This window comes from Pseudanabaena minima str. Chao 2107 (assembly GCF_051131155.1).
In the GTDB taxonomy this organism is placed as follows: domain Bacteria; phylum Cyanobacteriota; class Cyanobacteriia; order Pseudanabaenales; family Pseudanabaenaceae; genus Pseudanabaena; species Pseudanabaena minima.
In genome coordinates, this window is the sequence record NZ_CP159508.1 from 3032787 (window position 1) to 3053035 (window position 20249).

At 42.3% G+C, this 20249-nt stretch carries 15 protein-coding genes; 3 read left to right on the top strand and 12 right to left on the bottom strand.

Going from position 1 to position 20249, the window contains the following annotated elements:
• Nucleotides 1-239 precede the first annotated feature (239 nt).
• The gene (mutS, locus tag ABM313_RS13755; protein WP_434683768.1) at nucleotides 240-2924 is read right to left on the bottom strand and encodes a DNA mismatch repair protein MutS; all 2685 of its coding nucleotides are present in this window, start codon (nucleotides 2922-2924) and stop codon (nucleotides 240-242) included.
• A 248-nt stretch (nucleotides 2925-3172) separates the two neighbouring features.
• Between mutS and ABM313_RS13760 the strand changes: the two genes are divergently transcribed.
• Nucleotides 3173-4255: a metallophosphoesterase family protein gene (locus tag ABM313_RS13760; RefSeq protein ID WP_434683769.1), complete on the top strand. Its 1083-nt coding sequence runs from the start codon at nucleotides 3173-3175 to the stop codon at nucleotides 4253-4255.
• A 138-nt stretch (nucleotides 4256-4393) separates the two neighbouring features.
• On the top strand, nucleotides 4394-5023 hold the full coding sequence (locus tag ABM313_RS13765; RefSeq protein ID WP_281009258.1) for a Crp/Fnr family transcriptional regulator: 630 nt from the start codon (nucleotides 4394-4396) through the stop codon (nucleotides 5021-5023).
• Nucleotides 5024-5050: 27 nt separating this feature from the next.
• On the opposite strand, the gene ABM313_RS13770 is transcribed toward ABM313_RS13765, so the two are convergent.
• From ABM313_RS13770 to ABM313_RS13820, 11 genes are all read right to left on the bottom strand, one after another.
• Nucleotides 5051-5602 carry a 50S ribosomal protein L25/general stress protein Ctc gene (locus tag ABM313_RS13770; protein WP_434683770.1) on the bottom strand — a complete coding sequence of 184 codons (552 nt, stop codon included), beginning with the start codon at nucleotides 5600-5602 and terminating at the stop codon, nucleotides 5051-5053.
• A gap of 110 nt (nucleotides 5603-5712) precedes the next feature.
• Complete coding sequence (locus ABM313_RS13775) at nucleotides 5713-7026, bottom strand: adenylosuccinate synthase (protein WP_434683771.1); 1314 nt, start codon at nucleotides 7024-7026, stop codon at nucleotides 5713-5715.
• Between the two features lie 193 nt (nucleotides 7027-7219).
• Nucleotides 7220-8236: an NAD(P)/FAD-dependent oxidoreductase gene (locus ABM313_RS13780; protein WP_434683772.1), complete on the bottom strand. Its 1017-nt coding sequence runs from the start codon at nucleotides 8234-8236 to the stop codon at nucleotides 7220-7222.
• A 109-nt stretch (nucleotides 8237-8345) separates the two neighbouring features.
• Complete coding sequence (locus tag ABM313_RS13785) at nucleotides 8346-9218, bottom strand: isoaspartyl peptidase/L-asparaginase (protein ID WP_434683773.1); 873 nt, start codon at nucleotides 9216-9218, stop codon at nucleotides 8346-8348.
• A 215-nt stretch (nucleotides 9219-9433) separates the two neighbouring features.
• On the bottom strand, nucleotides 9434-10867 hold the full coding sequence (gene ffh, locus ABM313_RS13790; protein ID WP_434683774.1) for a signal recognition particle protein: 1434 nt from the start codon (nucleotides 10865-10867) through the stop codon (nucleotides 9434-9436).
• On the bottom strand, nucleotides 10860-10985 hold the full coding sequence (locus ABM313_RS13795) for a hypothetical protein (RefSeq protein WP_434683776.1): 126 nt from the start codon (nucleotides 10983-10985) through the stop codon (nucleotides 10860-10862). The genes ffh and ABM313_RS13795 overlap by 8 nt, the downstream gene beginning before the upstream one ends.
• Nucleotides 10985-12457 carry an ATP-binding protein gene (locus ABM313_RS13800; RefSeq protein ID WP_434683777.1) on the bottom strand — a complete coding sequence of 491 codons (1473 nt, stop codon included), beginning with the start codon at nucleotides 12455-12457 and terminating at the stop codon, nucleotides 10985-10987. Before ABM313_RS13800 ends, ABM313_RS13795 begins: the two co-directional genes overlap by 1 nt.
• A gap of 346 nt (nucleotides 12458-12803) precedes the next feature.
• On the bottom strand, nucleotides 12804-14393 hold the full coding sequence (locus ABM313_RS13805) for an IS5 family transposase (RefSeq protein ID WP_434683668.1): 1590 nt from the start codon (nucleotides 14391-14393) through the stop codon (nucleotides 12804-12806).
• Between the two features lie 248 nt (nucleotides 14394-14641).
• A complete protein-coding gene (locus ABM313_RS13810) occupies nucleotides 14642-18163 on the bottom strand; it encodes a response regulator (RefSeq protein WP_434683778.1) in 3522 nt (1173 codons plus the stop codon).
• Between the two features lie 226 nt (nucleotides 18164-18389).
• Entirely contained in the window at nucleotides 18390-18677 is a 288-nt protein-coding gene (locus ABM313_RS13815; protein ID WP_434683779.1) for a DUF3288 family protein, read from the bottom strand.
• 39 nt (nucleotides 18678-18716) lie between these two features.
• A complete protein-coding gene (locus ABM313_RS13820) occupies nucleotides 18717-19916 on the bottom strand; it encodes a hypothetical protein (protein ID WP_434683780.1) in 1200 nt (399 codons plus the stop codon).
• Between the two features lie 32 nt (nucleotides 19917-19948).
• Between ABM313_RS13820 and ABM313_RS13825 the strand changes: the two genes are divergently transcribed.
• The gene (locus ABM313_RS13825; RefSeq protein WP_434683781.1) at nucleotides 19949-20137 is read left to right on the top strand and encodes a hypothetical protein; all 189 of its coding nucleotides are present in this window, start codon (nucleotides 19949-19951) and stop codon (nucleotides 20135-20137) included.
• Nucleotides 20138-20249 lie beyond the last annotated feature (112 nt).

Genomic DNA, 20249 nt, shown 5'->3' on the forward strand with positions numbered 1-20249 from the left:
CATCAGTCTGGTGAAGTACAGGTTTGTTTCCACGATGAAGGCGAGGAAACAAACCTGTGTACTTCGCTTACTTAAAAAGCGCTATATCTTGATTTAAATGATTTTTTTAAGACAATAAAACTGATTTATTAAAATACATCTAGTATTAATTTGCCCAAAGTTATAGCACTTTATAGCAATCTTTAAAAATCTCGAAAAGTAGAGATTGGGGAAACATTACACAAACCATCATATTTAGTCTATGGAGAATGTGTATCAAAAATTGTCATTTGCGCTTCTTTAGGTAAATCTTTAGCCAATTTTAATGAGGGCTTTGGTGAGCGATCGCCTGATTGACTAGCTTTAGTTGATCCACTCGATCTTAAGCCCGTAGCAATGTGGCTATTTTTAGCAATTTGTTCTAAAACTTGCTTAGCACGACTAATCACACTTGCAGGCAAACCTGCTAAGCGCCCCACTTCAATACCATAGGAACGATCTGCGCCGCCTTGTTGGACTTGATGCAAGAAAATAATCTCGTCTTCTAATTCTTTGACCGTAACTTGGAAATTGGCGACATTGGGAAGTAGGCTCGCGAGTTCATTGAGTTCATGGTAATGGGTAGCAAAAATACCGCGTGCTTTGATCTTATTGGCAATATACTCAGCGACTGACCAAGCGATCGCCATGCCATCAAAGGTCGAAGTACCACGCCCAATTTCATCAAGTAATACCAGCGAATGATCTTTAGCATGATTGAGAATATTTGCAGTTTCATTCATCTCCACCATAAAAGTCGATTGACCTGTGGCAAGATCATCGACTGCACCAACACGGGTGAAAATGCGATCGCATACACCTAAGGTTGCGGATTCAGCAGGGACAAAGCTACCTACTTGCGCCATTAATTGAATTAGTCCCACTTGCCGCAAATAGATACTTTTGCCACTCATATTAGGACCAGTCAGCACAATTAAATCTGGACAATCAGGAGCCTGATCGCCATACCCTAAATAGGTGGAATTAGGAACAAAGAAACCTGCGGGGAGAGACTGTTCGACTACAGGATGACGACCATTACAAATAGCGATCGCGCGATCGCTAGTAATTTTGGGACGACAATAGTTATAGGTAACGGCAACTTCAGCGAGACTACACAACACATCAGCAGCAGCAAGGGCAGCGGCGAGGGTTCGCATCGGTTCGATATGTTTAGCGGTAAGTAACCTTAATTCCACAAACAGATCATATTCCAATTGCTTCAATTCACTATCAGAATTGAGAATTCGGGTTTCACGCTCCTTTAATTCAGGTGTAATATAACGCTCTTCATTAGTTAAGGTCTGCTTACGGATATAGTCCGCAGGAGCTTGTTCACTCTTGCCGCGAGAGATACTGATGTAATAGCCAAAAGCTTTATTAAAGCCAACTTTAAGCGTATTAATACCTGTACGTTCCTTTTCTTGTTTCTCAAAAGTTGCTAACCATTCCACATCATCGCGGCTTTGTTGACGTAAGTGATCGAGTTGTTCATTTACTCCTGAACGAATAATATTACCTTCGGTAATATAAATTGGCGGTTCTTCAACGAGAGTTCTTTGTAATTGATCCCCAAGTTGTAATAGTTCCGATGGAACGGACTGCAAAGCTTTTAAATAGCAAGAATTGGATCTCGCCACCACATCTGCAACATCACGCATCCTTTCTAGTGATACTGCTACAGCAATTAAATCACGTCCATTTGCCGTACCTGCACCAATTCGACTGCATAGGCGCTCAATGTCATAGATTTGACTCAGACAACTTCTTAAATTCTTGCGTAGAGAATGCTGCTTTAGGAGTTCTGTAATTGTATCGAGCCGTTCATTGATCGCGTTGATATCCTTAAGTGGTTGCAATAGCCAACGGCGCAAGGCTCGGCTACCCATACCCGTGGTGGTTTTATCTAGCGCCCATAGGAGTGAACTATAGTAAGTACCGTCACGCACGGTTTGCGTAATTTCGAGATTGCGGCGTGTTTGATTATCCAGAATTAAGTAATCAGCGATCGCATAGGTAGAAATCCCTTGCAATGGCATTTTCACACTTTTTTGAGTGGATTCTATATATTCTAAAATTCCACCTGCGGCTCTAATTGCTAGAGGCAAAGACTTACAGCCAAACCCCTCAAGCGATCGCACTCTAAAGGTATCAAGAATCCTCTGTTTAGCTTCAGCTAAAGCAAAGGCAGATTGCGATCGCGGTGTGTAGCAAAAGCTTTCAGGTAAGGCGCTATAGGGTTCAGGTAAACTCGATTGCTTTGTTGGCGAAATTCCTTCCCAAAAAGCTTGCGTTTTCTCACCCTTAGAACCACGAAATAGTTGTGGATTAGGAACATCAATGGGAATGAGGACTTCCGCAGGTTGTAAACGTAATAGTTCTTGAATTAAATGCTCAGTACTATTTAACTGGGTGACCGAAAACTCACCAGTTGAAATATCAGTATAGGCTAAGCCCCAATTTTCGCCCCCATTAGCGATCGCCACCAAAAAATTATTTTTCTTCGCCGCCAGCATTCCCTCTTCGATCACGGTTCCAGGGGTAATCACTCTTGTGACTTCACGCCTTACTAGACCTTGTGCTTCTGAAGCTGCTTCCATCTGATCGCAAACGGCTATCGAGTAGCCTTTTTCGACTAACTGATTAGCATAGCGATCGAGGGCATGGTGCGGAATACCTGCCATGGCGATGCGCCCGATCGCCTTACCACCATCACGCCCTGTTAATACTAATTCCAATTCCCGCGAAATTAGTTCTGCATCCTCGAAAAATGCTTCAAAAAAATCTCCCAACCGATACAACATCACCGCATGGGGATACTGCTCTTTCATTTCGATATAGTGCAGCATCATCGGTGTGAGAGCAGCACGATTAACTAGAGCCGACGATAGAGCTAATTCAGCCATTCAGATTTCAAGCATAAAACAACGTGTTACAGCACTTTGCACTCAAACCCAAACCGAGAGATTTTTTACAAGTTTTGCAAATCCAAACTTGTAAAAAATCTCTCGCGGTTAGCTTGATCGATAATTGCTGTAAGCCTATTATAAACGTCATTTTGCCGCTATATAGGCATAGGTAACCTATGGATAGCATTGTCTATATCTAGCTATACCCTATAATCAAAAGGTAACTATTCATGGTTTGGATCTAGGTGGCACTTAAGTTTAAATTTGCGATCGCCTCTGATTTGCATATCGCATTGCCCCATACGATTTGGCAGCATCCTGCGCGATTTCATCTTGTTGAGTACAGCATCTCCGCATTTGAAGAAGTACTGTCACACCTTGCTAACCTAGACTTAGACTTTCTCCTTTTACCAGGGGATCTCACACAGCATGGAGAACCAGACAACCATCAATGGCTATCGGAGCGACTTGCGAAACTTCCTTATCCTGTCTATGTGATTGCAGGAAACCATGATGTACCAAGGAGCGATACCTTTGATAAATTCTCTCCTCACTATACCAAGTTTGGCTTTGAGCATGGACTTAGCGCACCAAATAAACTCTACTATGAATGCGAAGTATTACCTAAAGTTCGGCTAATTGGATTGAACTCTAATCAATTTGATGCTGATGGACAACAAATCGGCTGGATCGATGATGAGCAGTTAGTTTGGTTGCAATCGATTCTTGAAAACCAAGATTATGAATTGAACTTGGTGACAATTCATCATAATGTATTGGAACATATGCATGATCAGTCCCGCAATGCTCTCGGCAAACGCTATATGTTGGGGAATAATGAGCGGCTATGCAAAATTTTACATCAGGCAAATGTGAAGTTAGTCTTTACTGGACATCTCCATGTGCAGGATATCGCCTATAGCGATCGCTACAATCTCTATGACATCACTACGGGTTCTCTGGTGAGCTATCCTCACCCTTACCGCGTTCTCAATTACATTTCTGATGCAGCAGGCGATCGCTTAGAAATAGAATCCTTTCGCGTCAAATCGATTCCTGAGCAAGCGGATCTACTACATTTCTCGCGGGAATGGATGGGAAATCATTCTCATCCGTTTGTCCTGAGGTTACTTACGCACGCGCCTCTAAATTTGCCTGTAGAGTTAGCCGAAACCCTAACGCCACAACTTCGTTACTTTTGGGCATATATTGCTGATGGTGATGCCAAATTTGAGTTTCCCAACTTTCCTTTAGTGGCTAAAGAATATTTTGAAGCATTTAGCGATATTCCACCCCAAGATAACAACACTACGCTAGTTCTTACATAAAAAGCATGAGGCGGGGCAAAGCCCCGCCTCATGCTTTTTATGTAAGAATTTAAGAAGAATTTATTGATTAGATAAACTAGGCTTAACCCGATAGTGTCGAGAAACACATAGGATCACTAATGTGTACCTCACGCTTTTATGACATATACGTTTTCAAGTTTTGATCTTAACTCCACCCATTCTGTAACCGATTGGCGGCGATCGCTCGAAGAAATTTATCGCGGTCGCACCATGCACACTTACAAGAGTGGACAAATTATTCCCATGTATCCTCATGAAGTATGGGTAGTTTGTCGTGGTGTTGTGCAACTAAATACCCTGCATCCTTCGGGCGATGAAGTTTTGGTTGGCTTTGCAGTACAAGCAATGCCCTTTGGGTTGCCATTAACAAATCTTGAACCTTATCAAGCGATTTCCCTATCAGATGTTGACTTGATGCGGTTTACCTTGATTGAGCTAGAACAATCACCGCAACTTTATCATGGCATTTTGCAACATCTTAATCGTCGTCTTCAGCAAACGGAAGCTTTGCTAGCGCTAGTTAGTAACAAACGGGTAGAAGAGCGTCTCCGCCAAATCCTGCTTCTGCTCAAGCAAGAAGTTGGCATCCCTGTTGACGGTGGAACTCGTCTAACTGTGCGTCTTACGCACCAACACCTTGCCAGTGCCATTAGCAGTACCCGTGTCACTGTTACTAGAGCAATGAAATTATTACAGGATGAAGGTTGGTTAAAAGTCGATCGCGATCGGCATATCGTTCTTGTATAAAAAAAGGGGCGCTTCGCGCCCCTTTTTTTATTTCTTGAGAATGGTAACAACGAGAGCAGTGCTTTCGGTTACAGGCTTAACACCTTCAGGGTAGTCAATTTCGCTAACATGCACACCCTTACCGATTTCGAGAGGAGTAATATCGATTTCAAAGCTTTCAGGGATATTGCTTGGAGAACAAGATACACGTACATAGTTCTTGATCGTGTCAACGGAGCCGCCACCAACTTTTACACCTACAGGTACACCTACGAAGTGTAAAGGAATGTCTACTTCGATCTTCGACTGAGCCTCGATCGCAAAAAAGCTGAGGTGATAAATATCATTTTTGTAAGGATGATTTTGCACTTCACGCAATAATGTTTTGCCTTTGAAGTCACCATCGGTTACATTTACTTCGATCATTGTGTTATTGATCGTAGCTTCACGAAGTAAGGTAGTTGCTTCTTTAGCATCTAAAGCGATCGAGATTGACTCAGATCCTTTGTGTCCATATACAGTTGCAGGAATTTGACCACCGCGACGCAGAGCGCGATTGTTAGCTGGGGGACGAGTAGTAGCGTTAATTTGTAGTTGCATTTTGGTAATTTATGATTGCTTAATGGCTTTTAGCCGTTAGCGATTGGCTATTGGCTTTTAATTTGGTAATTGTCATTGCCTAGATTTAACCCAGAAGCTAAAAGCTAAACCTAAGCTCTCAACAAACCGCGTTTTGGACCATGAATAGGGTCTTCAACGATAATGGTTTGTCCTCGGCTTGCGCCTAGAGAGATGATTGCGATCGGAGTACCAGTCAAGTCAGCTAGGAATTTAAGATATTCTTTGGCTTCTGTGGGTAACTCTTCAACGGTTTTACATTCGCTAGTTGATTGCTTCCATCCAGGTAAGGTTTCGTAGATGGGGATTGCTCTAGCAAAGGCTCGCGCATCACTGGGGAAGTCGCGTGTGACTTTGCCATCAAGTTCGTAGGCAGTACAAACTTTGATTTCTTCGAGATCGTCTAGTACATCAAGCTTGGTGACCGCAAGGCAGTCAAGCCCATTGATCCGTACTGCATAACGACCGATTACGCCGTCAAACCAACCACAACGACGCTTGCGCCCTGTGGTTGTACCAAATTCTGCACCGATCTCGCCGATGTGATTGCCAATGTCATCGTGCAACTCGGTCGGAAAAGGTCCTTCGCCAACGCGAGTTGTATATGCTTTAGCTACACCGATTACGCGATCGATGCAAGTTGGGCCCACGCCAGCACCGATGCAAGCACCACCTGCAACGGGATTTGATGAAGTGACATAGGGATATGTACCATGATCGAGATCAAGCAATGTTCCCTGTGCCCCTTCAAACAAAATATTACGACGCTCACGAATAGCTGCATCGATCTTGAGCGAAGCATCAACTACGTGGTGACGGAGGCGATCGGCATAACCACGATACTCTTCGATAATCGCTTCGGCATCAAGTGGTTCTAAATTATATAGCTTTTGTAAAACAATGTTTTTCTGTTCGATCGCCCAACGTAGCTTTTTCGCTAGACGCTGTTCGTCCATTAAGTCAATCATCCGAATACCGACACGCTCGGATTTGTCGGCATAGGTCGGTCCGATGCCGCGACCTGTTGTGCCAATTTTGTGTTCGGCTCGCTGATCCTCTGAGGCGCGATCTAGCACACGATGGTACGGCATGGTGACATGGGCGGTTTCGGCAATGAATAGGTTTTCTGTTGATATACCCAAATCTTTGAGTCGATCCACTTCTTCAAGAAGCACCTTCGGATCGATCACTGTGCCACTGGCAATGATGCATTCCGTTTTGGGATACAGGATTCCCGAAGGAATCAGGTGTAGCTTAAAGGTGCGATCGCCAACGACGACCGTATGTCCTGCATTATTACCGCCTTGGTAGCGAACAACGACATCTGCGGAGCGGCTCAGCAAATCTGTGATTTTGCCTTTACCTTCATCACCCCACTGTGCCCCAATAACAATTACATTAGCCAAGAGTCTTGCTGCTCAATAAAATCTCACAATCGTCAATTATCACAAAAGATTGTATTGATTGTCAATCACTTTCTCAAAAAACCAGCAATTCTCATTTTTAGTGTTTCCAGCGCCGAAGACATTAGAAACACTAAAAATGAGAATTGCTGTCTCAAAAGAAAGGGTGTGCTTTGCACACCCTTTCTTTTGAGATTTAAACTTTGAGTAACTCGATCGCTGACTCTGCGGCGGCAATACCTGAGTGATAGGCAGCTTCGATGTTTTTGCCAGCACACCAGTCACCCGCACATACAAGCGCTAAAGGAATCGCTGTAGATAGGCAAGAAACCCCTAAAGACTCTTCAGCTAAAGCGTAACGCCAACGATGCACTTGCCACCATTCGGGACTAGCTAGCCATTTTGCTAGTAGTCTCCCCACTTGATTGAGCAAAGGTTTACCCGCAATTTCAAGATCTGGCTCCTCCATTGATAGTTTGGCAAACTCGGCAGTACTTTGCAGGACAAAGACAGGTTGTAAGGCGGTATCTAAATGTTTACTGCTGTCATAGCTAATCCAATCAAGAATGGGATCATCGATACATCTAATTGCTTGCCATTCTACTGGGACTGAATTACTTGCATTGTAACCAGCCATGATTGTGACACTAGGCGCAAATTTGACTGATTGGACAGCTTGTAAAAAACTGGGAGCCAAAGTCAAAACCTCTTCAAATAAAGGTAGAAATTGGGGTGCAGGAATGGTTGAGATGATCGCTGAAGTTTCAAGGATTTCTTGGCGATCAGTTACTAACTGCCATTTGGTATCGTTGTGGCTAACTCCAACAATGCGGGTATTGTTAACGATCGGAATTTCCATGGCAAGGGATTTGGCGATCGCCGTCATTCCCATTGGACAGCAATACCGTGGATGTCTGGCATCGGCATCGGGAGGACGCAAGCCAGATGCCGATAGTTGATAGACATTGCGCGTCCACTCTTGAACAATGCCTTTTTCTTGCAGTTTGCGCACAAATCTTCCAAAACTATCACTTTTCACAGATATGAGTTGTGCACCATGATCGACCCAAGTACCTTGCAAACGTCGAGTTGCCATTCGTCCGCCCACACCTGCTGATTTTTCAACAATGGTGACATTTAGCCCTGCTTGCTTTAGTTGTTGAGCACAGGTTAATCCTGCCATCCCTGCGCCAATCACGATTACATCTTTCATACAGTTTCAGTTCATGCCTCTTGAAGAGCTTAGCTCATCTTTAATTAATCGCAACCATCAAAAATAGTTTTTCACCTCTATAGCGCGATCACGATGAAAAACTGCTGTTCTATAGAGTATCTTGCATCTTTTCGCCGTCATGGTATGCAGCGAACAATACGGGACAGGTTTTGCCCCATGCGATCGCCCCAGTCGCATCTAGACAAATTGCACCAAAATCGCGATCGCGACTTTTTGCTTCATTAATTGACTTTTCGACCGCCTGTTGCAGCGTCATGCCATCGGTGACGCGCACGACCACTCTAGTGGCAAAACCTTCATCAAGAATGTCTTCACCGACACCCGTACAACTTACGCCCGCAGACTTGGTGGCATAGTTACCCGCAGGGGTCGCCGAGTCGCTAACTCTGCCAATACGCTCAAAGCCACGTCCGCCTGTAGATGTCCCCGCAGCAATGCTGCCATATTGATCGAGAACTACCGCACCGATTGTTCCCATCGCCACATCTGCCATTTTGCGCGTGAAGTTAGTTTTGCGCTCCTCCACCCATTCGGCAAGGCGTTCATCGGTAAGGGGATTGTAAATCGGGATGCCAAGTTCGCGAGTAAGTTCCGCCGATCCGTAATCAGAAAGAACGCGATCGTCACTAGTCTGTAAGTGCTTAGCGAGATCTATCGGATTCTTAACTCTTGCCGTATTGATGACACCACTAAAACTTTGGCGATCGCCATCCATAATCGAAGCACTCATGCGGATTTGTCCATCGGACTGTAATACCGAGCCAGTCCCCGCATTAAAGCGCGGATCGTCTTCCAGCATTTGACAAGCCTTGACCACCGCATCGATCGCCTTCGCGCCATCGAGCAGCATTGGATAAACAGTTTCTAAAACAGCAAATAATGATTTGCGTACAGGCTCATAGCCGCCTTTACTTTCGACAGTGCTACCCGCACCGCCATGAATAATGATTTTTGGTTGCATTTTGTTGGTAATTGGTAATTGGGGATGGGTAATTGGGGATTAGCTTTTAGCTTTTAGCGGTTGGCTGTTAGCGATTAGCAATTAGCTGTTAGATTTTTGAAATGAGAAGGTAGGTTTCATTCTTAGATGTGACTTTTTATTCTCAATCACCAATCACCAATCACCAATTCCCAAAAAGCCAAAAGCTAATCGCTAACAGCTAACAGCAAAAAACATTACAATTCTCCAAATCCCTTTTTCTTTTTCTTTTTCTTGCCATATACAGGATTGCCCGATGGTGTTTGATTGCCCATGCCACCCATACCAGGGAAGCCACCGCCGCCCATATTGGGCATTCCAGGAAAACTGGGCATCTTGCCCTGACCCATTTGCTGCATCAAAGCTCTCATCTTCTGGAAGTCGGCAACGAGCTTAGTTACATCTTGAAGTTTGTAACCTGAACCATTGGCAATCCGTTGTTTGCGGCTAGGGCTCTTGGCAATGAGGTCAGGATCTTTGCGCTCTTGCTTCGTCATTGACGCAATCATTGACTCACAACGCTTGAGTTGCTTTTCCGCCTCTTGAATTTGCGCGTCGTTAATCTTCATCCCCGGCAGCATCTTCAACATTCCACCAAAGGAACCCATGTTTTTCATCATGCGGGTATTCTTCAGGAAGTCGTCAAAGTCGAACTTGGCGCTCAGAATCTTTTCTTGGAGCTTCGCAGCATCGGTAATATCAATTTCTTCCTGCGCCTTCTCCACTAGCGTCAGCACATCACCCATACCCAAGATGCGCGAAGCCATGCGTTCAGGATAGAAGGGTTGTAATGCCTCCACCTTTTCACCCACACCGATAAACTTAATCGGCTGTCCTGAAATCTGCCGCACTGATAGCGCCGCCCCACCACGAGTATCGCCATCCATCTTGGTCAAGATCGCGCCCGTAATCCCAATCTCATCATGGAAAGTGCGAGTTAAGGTCGCCGCCTCTTGCCCTGTCATCGCATCGACAACGAGCAGCACTTCATCGGGCTTGATTGCATCCTTAACGCGACTTAGCTCATCCATCATGTCGCGATCGATCTGCAAGCGTCCCGCCGTATCAACGATCACGGTATTAACGCCTAATTCTTTCGCCTTTGCCAAACCTTGACGGGCAATCTCCACAGGGTCAGCATCAGCACCCATTTCAAAGACTGGCACATTGATTTGCTTACCGAGGGTGAGCAACTGGTCGATCGCCGCAGGACGATATACGTCAGTCGCAACTAGTAAAGCCGTGCGTTCTAGTTTGCGTAAATGTAAAGCTAATTTGGCGGTAGCAGTCGTTTTACCTGTACCCTGCAAACCTGCCATCAAAATTACAGTGGGGGCATTGGTTGCCTCAGCAAGCGGCACATTTGCCTCACCCATCGTCTTTACCAATTCGTCATAGACGATCTTGATAAATTGCTGATCGGGGCGCACACCTGCGATTACATCAGCCCCTTGAGCCTGTTTGGAGATTTCTTCGACAAATTCTTTGACAACTTGTAAGTTGACATCTGCCTCTAATAGCGCCCTGCGTACTTCACGAATCGCGCCCTGTATATTGGAGTCAGAGATTTTGTCCTGTCCGCGTAACTTTTTCCAAGCCGCCTCAAATTTATCGGCGATTTCATCAAACATATCTAGTTTTGCTTTTGCTGTTGGTTCTAACTACTAATTTACCGTTACCACCGTTACATTGATCGCGATCTATGAAAATTATGGCGGCGATCGCTGTTGGCAAACATAGCGTTCCCATCAGTTACTTTTTGGTACTCGCCGCTTTATGAGCTTATTGCCAATATAACGTAGTAAGTTTGCTCCTAGCATATAAGTATAAAGACTGGAGGGGCGAAATTCAAATTCTAACCCTTTATAGTGAATGTCTTTATCTGAGATAGTTTGGCTAGTTACCAAGATTGGTTGAGAGATATTGGGATGCTTATTCACGAATTCAACACAGTTATCAAGCTCTGCGAGTGTCCTATAGGGGCGATCACTCCACTTAACTTCCACAATCCAAGAAGGTAATTGATTAGCCTTATCTAAATGTACGATATCAACCTCTCCTGACTTCCATCTTGCATAATAAAGTTCAGTAATTTTGCTGTGCTGCCATTGACTGAAAATTGCAGTTTCCGTCATCGCTCCTATAGATTCGGAACTTTCATCAATCTGTCCAAATAATGCGGCTCTCATGGATGGATTGGTTAAGTAAACCTTGAAACACATCGCTCTCTTAAATCTCTTTGCATTGTTGTCTATTCGCTCAACACGTCGAATTAGGAATGCAGCCTCAAGATATTCGAGATAACGCTTGATCGTATTTTTAGCAACACCAGAGGATTTAGATAATCCATCCAAGCTCACCTCATTCCCAGAGTTGTAAGCTAGGGTCGTAAATAGTCTATTTAATTCTTGAATGTCGTTAATACCGTAAAGACTTGGAAGATCTCGGAGTAATACCTTATCGATAATGTCACTTTTGATGTATTGTCTAGGGTCTTGTCTGATGGTTTCTGAAAAGACTGCCTCTGGATATCCACCAAAGTTTAAGTAATTTATAAACTCTTCATTGAGTGCTTTGATATCTGTAACAGAGTATTCATTTTTCTCTAAATCAAAATCTTCAATTGGCGTTAACTTTATAAGTTCAGATTCTCGTCCGATGAACATCAAGTATTCAGCAAAAGTTAGTGGTGGCAAAACATAATCGCTAAAGCGACCAGCACCAGACTCATTGCTCTTTAGTCTTAATGCTGCCGCAGCAGAACCCGTAGCAATAAAGCGATAGTCTGCATAGGAGTCAACTAGAGATTTAAGATGTACTTCCCAATTACGCAAATACTGAATTTCATCAAAGAAAACAAACAGTCTTGCATTGCGTTTATGTTCAAAGAGTTTCTGGAAATAATTGAGTATTCGTTCTAAATGCAGTCCCGTATAGATTGGGGTTTCAAGGGAAATATATAAAATGTTTTTTGCTTCTACACCAGAGTCTAAGAGTGCGCGAATGGTGTGATAAACCATAACTGTTTTACCAACGCGCCTTGGTCCCATTAAAACGATTGCTCGACGAACATTTACATCCAAAATATTTTCATAAAAAGTCTCGAAGTACTTGCGCCGAGGCGTATTTTCGTAAGTTATTTTCCCTTCTTTACCTTGTTCCCACCAAGGATTATCAAACCGAAGTCGGGACAAAATATCTGCTTCTGAAATTTCAAGCATGGATATAAAATAAGATTAGTTAACTAATCTTATTTTATCTTGATTCTGCGATTAAGGTCAATCAACTAATCTTATTTTTGTCTTGTTAAATGTAGAGATCGCAGTATGTAGAAATTTAAATGCGTGGAAATTGCCTTACAGCGTCTAAAAATTCAAGTTGAATTGGGAACTACCGCTTTTTGATGGATTGAGTTTTAGACGATCGCGGGTTGTTGAGATTGCGTTGGGGGCGATCGCTATAGAACCCGTAAAACAGAACCAGTAAAATCGCATCCCTACAGGTTGCAACTTTACGGATTTAGATAATTTATTTTGTACAAGTACTTAGGGCTTGCTGAAAAAGAGACTAAGGGAAAAGTAGTGGGCAAAGAGGAAGGGGATAATACTTTGAGTGTCTACAAGGAAATTGCCAAGAAAAAGAATTAAAGTTAAAAAGGGGTTTCCAAGAAGGAAGAACAAAGAGTTGCCAGCAAAAGATAAACCAAGACAAACCGAAAAAAGCAAGCTGCTTGAGCAGCGCTTCCAAATTCATCACCAAGAAAGTGATAGCGATCGCCGTTTCCGATGTATTTGCCAACTTGGACATGACGCGATTTAGACTGAACCGTCGTTTAGCCAGTCCAAACTTACCTTCAATTTGATTGCGAACCTTAGCATCTTCGAGAGTCTGCTTGCGAATAGCCGCCAACTCATCGGGTACAGGTCTGCCCAAAGGCGGAGCCGTAATCCGAATACCGAGATTTCGACAATAGGCGCGATTGCTGCGAGTGCGGTAAATCTGGTCAACGTAAACCGCTTCAGGATAATGTCCAAAGCGAGATTTAAACAATGCTACTTGTTGCTGCAAATCCCCCGATTCATTGAAGTTATCCCAACTGAGATGGTCGAGAAAGGCATGACCATCGACACAACTAACTGAGAGTTTAGCGCCAAACTCCACAGGTGTTCCTGCCTTACCTCTGACAATCGGACGTACATGAGGTTGCGTAATACTGACGATGCGGTCATCTATGCGATGACCACCTTGCTCGTACATCCATTGTTGTTGCCGATATACTTCACTGACGACTAGCAAGTTCCGATAGAGACTCCTCTTCAATTCCGATAGCTTTGCCCCTGCGGCAATTAGAGTGTCAATATGGGCAAGATTGCGACGCACATATCCCAACTGTTGGCGCAATGCTTTGCGAATCCTTTTACGATTGGGTTGGCGTTGTTTGGCAATTTGGAGATACGCTGTCCTTGCTTCACGGCGATAGGTGCGTGGTTTCTTCGCTAATTGTTCTTTCACTTGTTGGTAAAGAGCATCAATCACTATTTCCGTTTGTTCTCTTGCTTCGTTCAACAGTTTGATGTCAGTGGGATAACGGATGTCGGATGGCGCGACTGTTGCATCTAGCAGCAATTTTCCTTGGTTTGCTGGTTCTGGTTCTTTCTGTTCCTTTTCTATATTCTGCTCTTCTAACTTCTCTTCTATCTCTTCTCTTTCTTCTTTCTTGTACTGCTTTGCTTCCTTCTCTTTTTGTCCCGACTCTTTAGGAGGCTTCACAATCCGTTCGTTGATTCTGCCCACGATCTCTAGATTCAATCGCTTGCGGAAATGTACCATCATGCTTGCTTCAAATGGGGCGTTGTCGCTGTACTCTGATAAGCCTAGGAAGTATTGTAAATATGGATTCTCACGAATTTGTTCTACTGTCTCTTCGTCACTTGTTCCTAGCTTCTCTTTGATGATCAGCGCCCCAAGTGCTATCCGAAATGGTTTTGCTGGTGCTCCTTGTCCTTCGCTAAATTGTTCTGCATATTCATTCTCAAATTCTTCCCACGGCACTAGTTCTGCTAATCTTACCCATCGATTTTCTCCTGATAGTTTGCCGCCAAATGGTAAGTAGAAGTTCTCGAATGATAGCTGTCCTGTGGGGGATTGTCGGTACATGCAATTTTATTGGTGCAAGGGTTTTTCTAGCTTTTCTTGCTTTTTCTTGCATTTTATCTGTTTTCGTTCTCCTTAGAAACCTTTGCTTGTATGCTTTTCTTGCTTTTTCAGTAAGCCCTACTTACCAAAACAATTTGCAATTCTATAGCAGTCCTAAATGAGTTGTGGATTTTTTTGTTTGAGGAAGGACACCCCATCGGGGTGTCCTTCCTCAAACCATTTAGGATTGCTATATTTAGCTTGCTAACCTAAGAAGAAGTTTTCTGTTGCAATAACTGAGATACTTTATCAAACTCAAGCTCTAATTTCTGAAGCACCATATCTATGGTTTTGACTTTATGAGGATGACTATTCGATTTGCAAAGGTGACTTAATTCTTTGCAAATTGCGACAAGCCTATCGGCTCCTAGCGTACCGCATCCTCCTCTAAATGAATGGTTTTCAAAACTGATTGTGGCAAAATCTAGTTGGCTTAGGGCTTGTCGCATTCTTGCGATCGCTTCTCTTGATTCTGTTAAGTAGGAGGAAATGATTTCACCAAGAGCCTGCTTACTTATACATTTCTCTAACATATTTAAGGTTGATGTATTAATTACAGCAAGATCAGCAATAGAAAAATCTAGTTGTAAGTAGGTATTAGATATATTCATGGATTGCTCAACATCACTAAATGTAACTTTTGGTGCCTCCAGTAATGGTTCTGCTAACGGGTCTAAGTTTTGAGTTGGCAGATCATGGTTAGTCGGTTCAGACTGAGATTTATTTAATTGTAGATTTTCTGAAATTCTTTGTAAAATCATAATTAGATCTTCAATTTGCAGAGGTTTGGTAAGGTAATCATTCATTCCCGCAGACAGAGCCGTATCACGAGATTCTCTAAAAGCATTTGCCGAAAGTCCAATCACCCAAGGATTACGCCCTGTCATCCGTCGAATATGTTGACAAGCTGTCAAACCATCCATGATTGGCATTTGGATATCCATAAACAATAAATCATAGGATTGTCTTTCCAAAGCATTAACGGCTTCCAAACCATTTGCTACTGCATCACCCTTATATCCTAAGCGTTCTAGCATCAATAAAAGAATTTGCTGATTTACAGAGTTATCTTCAACAATTAAAATTTGGAAAGGATAGCGGCTAGCAAAATTACTATTTAGCTGAAAAATATTGATTGGATTAGTTGATTGAGAAGTATCAGGTGAAAATAGGTTTGAAAATACTTGATAAAGCTTTGATGCTGTGATTGGTTTGGTTAAGTATCCAGCGAAACTATTGGAACTAGGAAAATCAATATCTGCAACTGAGGTCAGTAGAATAATTGGTAAAGATGGGAAGATTTCTTTAATATTTCCAGCTAAATCTAATCCATCTATTAATTGATCCGTTGATTGAAGCTGACGATCAATTAAAATAGCATCATATTTTGATGAGCTTAAGTATTGCAATGCTTCCACTTCAGAGAGAGCAAGTTGAGCAAGCATACCCCAAGCTTGAGTGTAAATCCGAATCACCTGTTGAATGGTGCTGTTGCTATTGACGATCAACACCTTTTTTTGATTTAGTTCAGGAGCGATCGCTAAAGTTTCTACAGCGATCGCCTGAGCGCGGATAAAAAAGCTAAAAGTTGTCCCCTCTCCCACAGTACTTTCAACTTGGATATCACCCCCCATAAGTTTACAAAGCTGTTTACTGATTGCTAATCCTAGTCCAGTGCCACCATATTGCCTTGTAATTGAACTATCCGCTTGACTAAAAGGTTTAAACAATCGATGTATTGAGTCTGCGTTAATTCCCATTCCTGTATCGCGCACTGCAAAATCCAGTTGATATGTACTTGAGGATGACTCGATTAAAGTCGAGCTTACCGTAATCGCTATTTCACCATTTTCCGTAAATTTGATCCCATTACCAATCAGGTTTACTAAAATCTGTCTCAGACAAGTGGAGTCACTAATAATCCATTTTGGCACGTCCAAATTAATTAGAGCAGATAGCTCTAGAGATTTCTGGGCAGCAGGAGATGACATCAAATCAAGGATCTCTTCAATGCAAATTTGTAAATCAAAGGGATGTTCTTCTAATTCGATAGAAACTGATTCAATTTGCGAGAAGTCCAGAATCTTATTAATCACTGATAGAAGTACTTCGCCACCTTGACGAATTCCTGCAACAAATTGTTGTTGTTGAGAGGAGAGAGGAGTATTGCTTAATAGTCCAGCCATACCAATGACAGCATTCATTGGTGTACGGATCTCATGACTCATTGCTGCTAAAAATTCACTCTTAGCCTTGTTAGCAGCTTCTGCTACCTTCGCCGCAGCGAGTTTTGCATCATTTTGTTTTTTCTCAGTAATATCCTCAACACTCACGACAAACTGTACAGGACGATTGTCAATATCTCGGATGAGGCTGACACGACTGATCGCATCAACTATTTCACCATTTTTGTGGATGTATTGCTTTTCTAGAATTGTACTTTCCGTTTCTCCTACTAATAGTTTGTTTAGATGCGCTAAGGTTAATTCGATAGAATCAGGATGAGTGATATCAATGGCTGAGATTTGCAGTAATTCTTCAGGAGAATAGCCATAGGTCTTACAAATATCTTTATTAACGGTTAAAAATCTGCCTTCTACACTAAGTGTCGCCATACCCACTGGTGCATTATCAAAAGACACCTTTAGCAGTTGCTCGTTCTGCCGTAATTCGTTAGTGCGTTGTTGCACTTTTTCTTCCAAAGAAGCATTGAGATTTTGCAGATTTTGATAGAATTCTGCTTGTTGAATCGCGATCGCTAATTGTACTGATAATTGCTGAAGTAGTCGTAAATCTACATCTTCCCAACTACGTGTAGTTGAACATTGATGAACAACTAATAGCCCCCATAGAAACGGTGAAGAATTACTGGCATAAATATCTAAATACTGAGTTATTTCGGGTAAAAGAATGGGAACTACTAAATTCGCTTTTACTTGAAAGCGTTCTAACAGTTGAACATGACAGTCAGTTAAATTGGCTTTATGAATATCATTAGCAGCAAAAATTTTACCCTGTCGGTATGCGCCACCTAAGTTATCACGAAAACAAGTATCAACAATATTGCTATGAAGACTTGGCTCCCAAGGAGGATCAACAGCTTCAGCAACGATTGTGCCACCCATGTTCGGATTAAATTTGTAAATTACCGTGCGATCAGCCTTGAGGAAGTTTTTGACATCTTGCACAATTGCATCATAAATTTTATCAAGTTCTAATGATTGCCTGACATGCAGAGCAATTTCAGAAATTAAAGCCTCTTGTTGTTGTGATCGCTGAAGTCTATGAAATAAGGTAAATCGATCCAATAGCCTATGCATAGATCGGCGAAGCGATAAAGCACTGATTTCATCCTTGATCAAATAGTCAGCAGCTCCCAATTTGATAGCATTAGCGGCGACAATCCCATCTTCATATCCAGTCAGCATAATTACTGGTAGCTTAGGATCAACAATCCCTGAGCTGATAATCTCTAAAAGATCGATTCCATTACCATCAAGTAAATTAAAATCCAGCAATATGATATCTGGACTATGAGATCGCCAAAGAGACAGGGACTCTTTGATGTTGTCAGATTCTAAAATCTGATAGTTAGTGGTAGCATCAGCTTGAATGTAATGGCGATAAATTGACCGATCTTTTTCATTACTATCTACAATCAAAACCTTTACCTGAGTAGGTGATGATTGTAAATTGTGTGACAAGAGCAAGCTATTTGCAGAATTAGACATTGAATATTTATCAAAAATACCCTACAGCAAATTATAAAAAATAACCACTAAACCTTTCGCAAAATATATAGGTTTAGTCCTGTTGAAATTTGCTGTATTTTTACATTTAGATATTTTTTGTTATCAGTTACGAGCAAAATAATAAATCTATTCTATTAAGTATAACCGTTGCAATTCTGAATTAACTCAAAAAAGGAGATGGAGCGCTTTGCGCTCCATCTCCTTTTTAAGCCCAATCATCTTGTCCTTCGTCTTGTGCCATATATACCTTGCCGATCGCATGGATCTGTCTAGTTTTAGTAAATAGTTCTTCCTCAGTTAACTGCCAATTCTTGAGAACTTTGAGTAGATCAGCCTGAATATCTCGCGCTCCTACAAAGGATTTGTAGCGAATGAGCAACCGAGCTAGCTCGGCATAATCACGATTATTTGGTGTGCTTTGCGGCAATAATTCATTTACGATTTGCCGATCTTTAGTGTATTGAGGATGTCTCTGATCTTTTACTTCTGCCATAAAAACTCATAATATAAACGGCGCAAAGCGCCGTTTATATTATTGCCTCAAAATCACTACTTCGTTACCAGTGACAGGGGTACGTGCAATCAAATGATTTTCGGCATCAGCCACGAATAGTTTCTTAAAATTAAGTGACTGAGAACGATTTTGGAGATCTGTCACCAATTGAGTCTGCTGGCTTGGTTCCAACTTGTACCATCCGTCATTCAGCGCCACAACCAATCGTCCACGCTTAAAGTCAGTCTGTACCGAACCAAACAAAGATTCACCATACTGCTTTGCTACTTCGGAAACTTGGGTTTGGATTTTGGCGATCGCAATTTGTTCAGACGTTAGCGGTGCATCACCACGTTCTGTTTTTGCCAAATCTTTATTGACAACTGGTGGTTGCTTCTTCGCAACAGTGCTAACAGGCTTGTTAATCGGCGCAGGTGTATCCGCAACCTTTTTAACATTTTGACTGTGGGCATGGGATGGTTTCAGAATAATCAATAGGGAAAATAAAGTAACCAAAGCCACAGTGCCAGCCCGCTTATCCAAAATCCGTTTAACCTCATCAGAGAGAGGAACCTGTACCGCAATCCCACTAATGGATCGCCAAATTGGGGCAGTCGCGGTTACAGTCTTTTTCCAAGCGTCATTTGCTTGGAGCTTTTCCCAAGAATTAACTAAAGAAGGAGTTGCCGCCGCTTTAGTCGAAACTTTTTGCCAAACATTTGTGGCGATCGGATCAAGTTTGTCTACAGAAATTTGTAAAAATGCCAAAATTTTTGGTGTGACCTGTTCTTTGACAAATTTCCAAGCAATGCCAAACTCCTGCTTAACTTGGGCTACTAATGGAGAATCTGCTTCAGTAGATGCATTGAGCAGCCCTGCCGCTTCACCTGTCGCATCTAAAGTACTTTCTTGACCTTCGAGACTTTGTTGAAGTTTCGTTAAGGCAACAATTAAAGTGGCGATCGCTTTAGATGAAAGAACTTTGCTGATATCTAAAACTTTATTGAGGGTAGGGTTGCTAGAAATATTCTCGGTGCTTGTTGTGGCGGATGTACCTTCACCTTCTGTGGTGGTCAAATTTGATTTGGTGAGTTTCGTTTGTAGGTTACGCAGGGCAGGCAACAAACTTTTAACAAGTTTAAGTAATAGCGCTTGCAACTGCGGCTGCACTTTTGTCCAAGTTTGCCCAACTTGCTTAGAAACGCCCTCAATTACTTCTTTATTTTTGTTTTCTGTCATAACTGCCTCCTGTCACAATTCACACGGTTGTCATGAAAAGTATCACAAATTATGCAGTGAGAGTAACATATCTTGAGCCATTTCTTAGTATTACAACGCTTTACCCTGAAGACCAACCCAATATTTTTGTTAAAACTATTACCAAGAAACAGTTTCAACAAAAATATTGTGGTTTGTTTAATAGCAAAGTATTGTCAGTAATTGTGAAGCGATCGCCGTAGGAATGCAGATTTGGATATAAGACTTCGTATTCCCTTAAATATTTATGTTTAACTGCCTTAAACAGTAAAAAAAGCCCTATCCTTGAGTTACCTTTACTTTCTAGGATCTGCT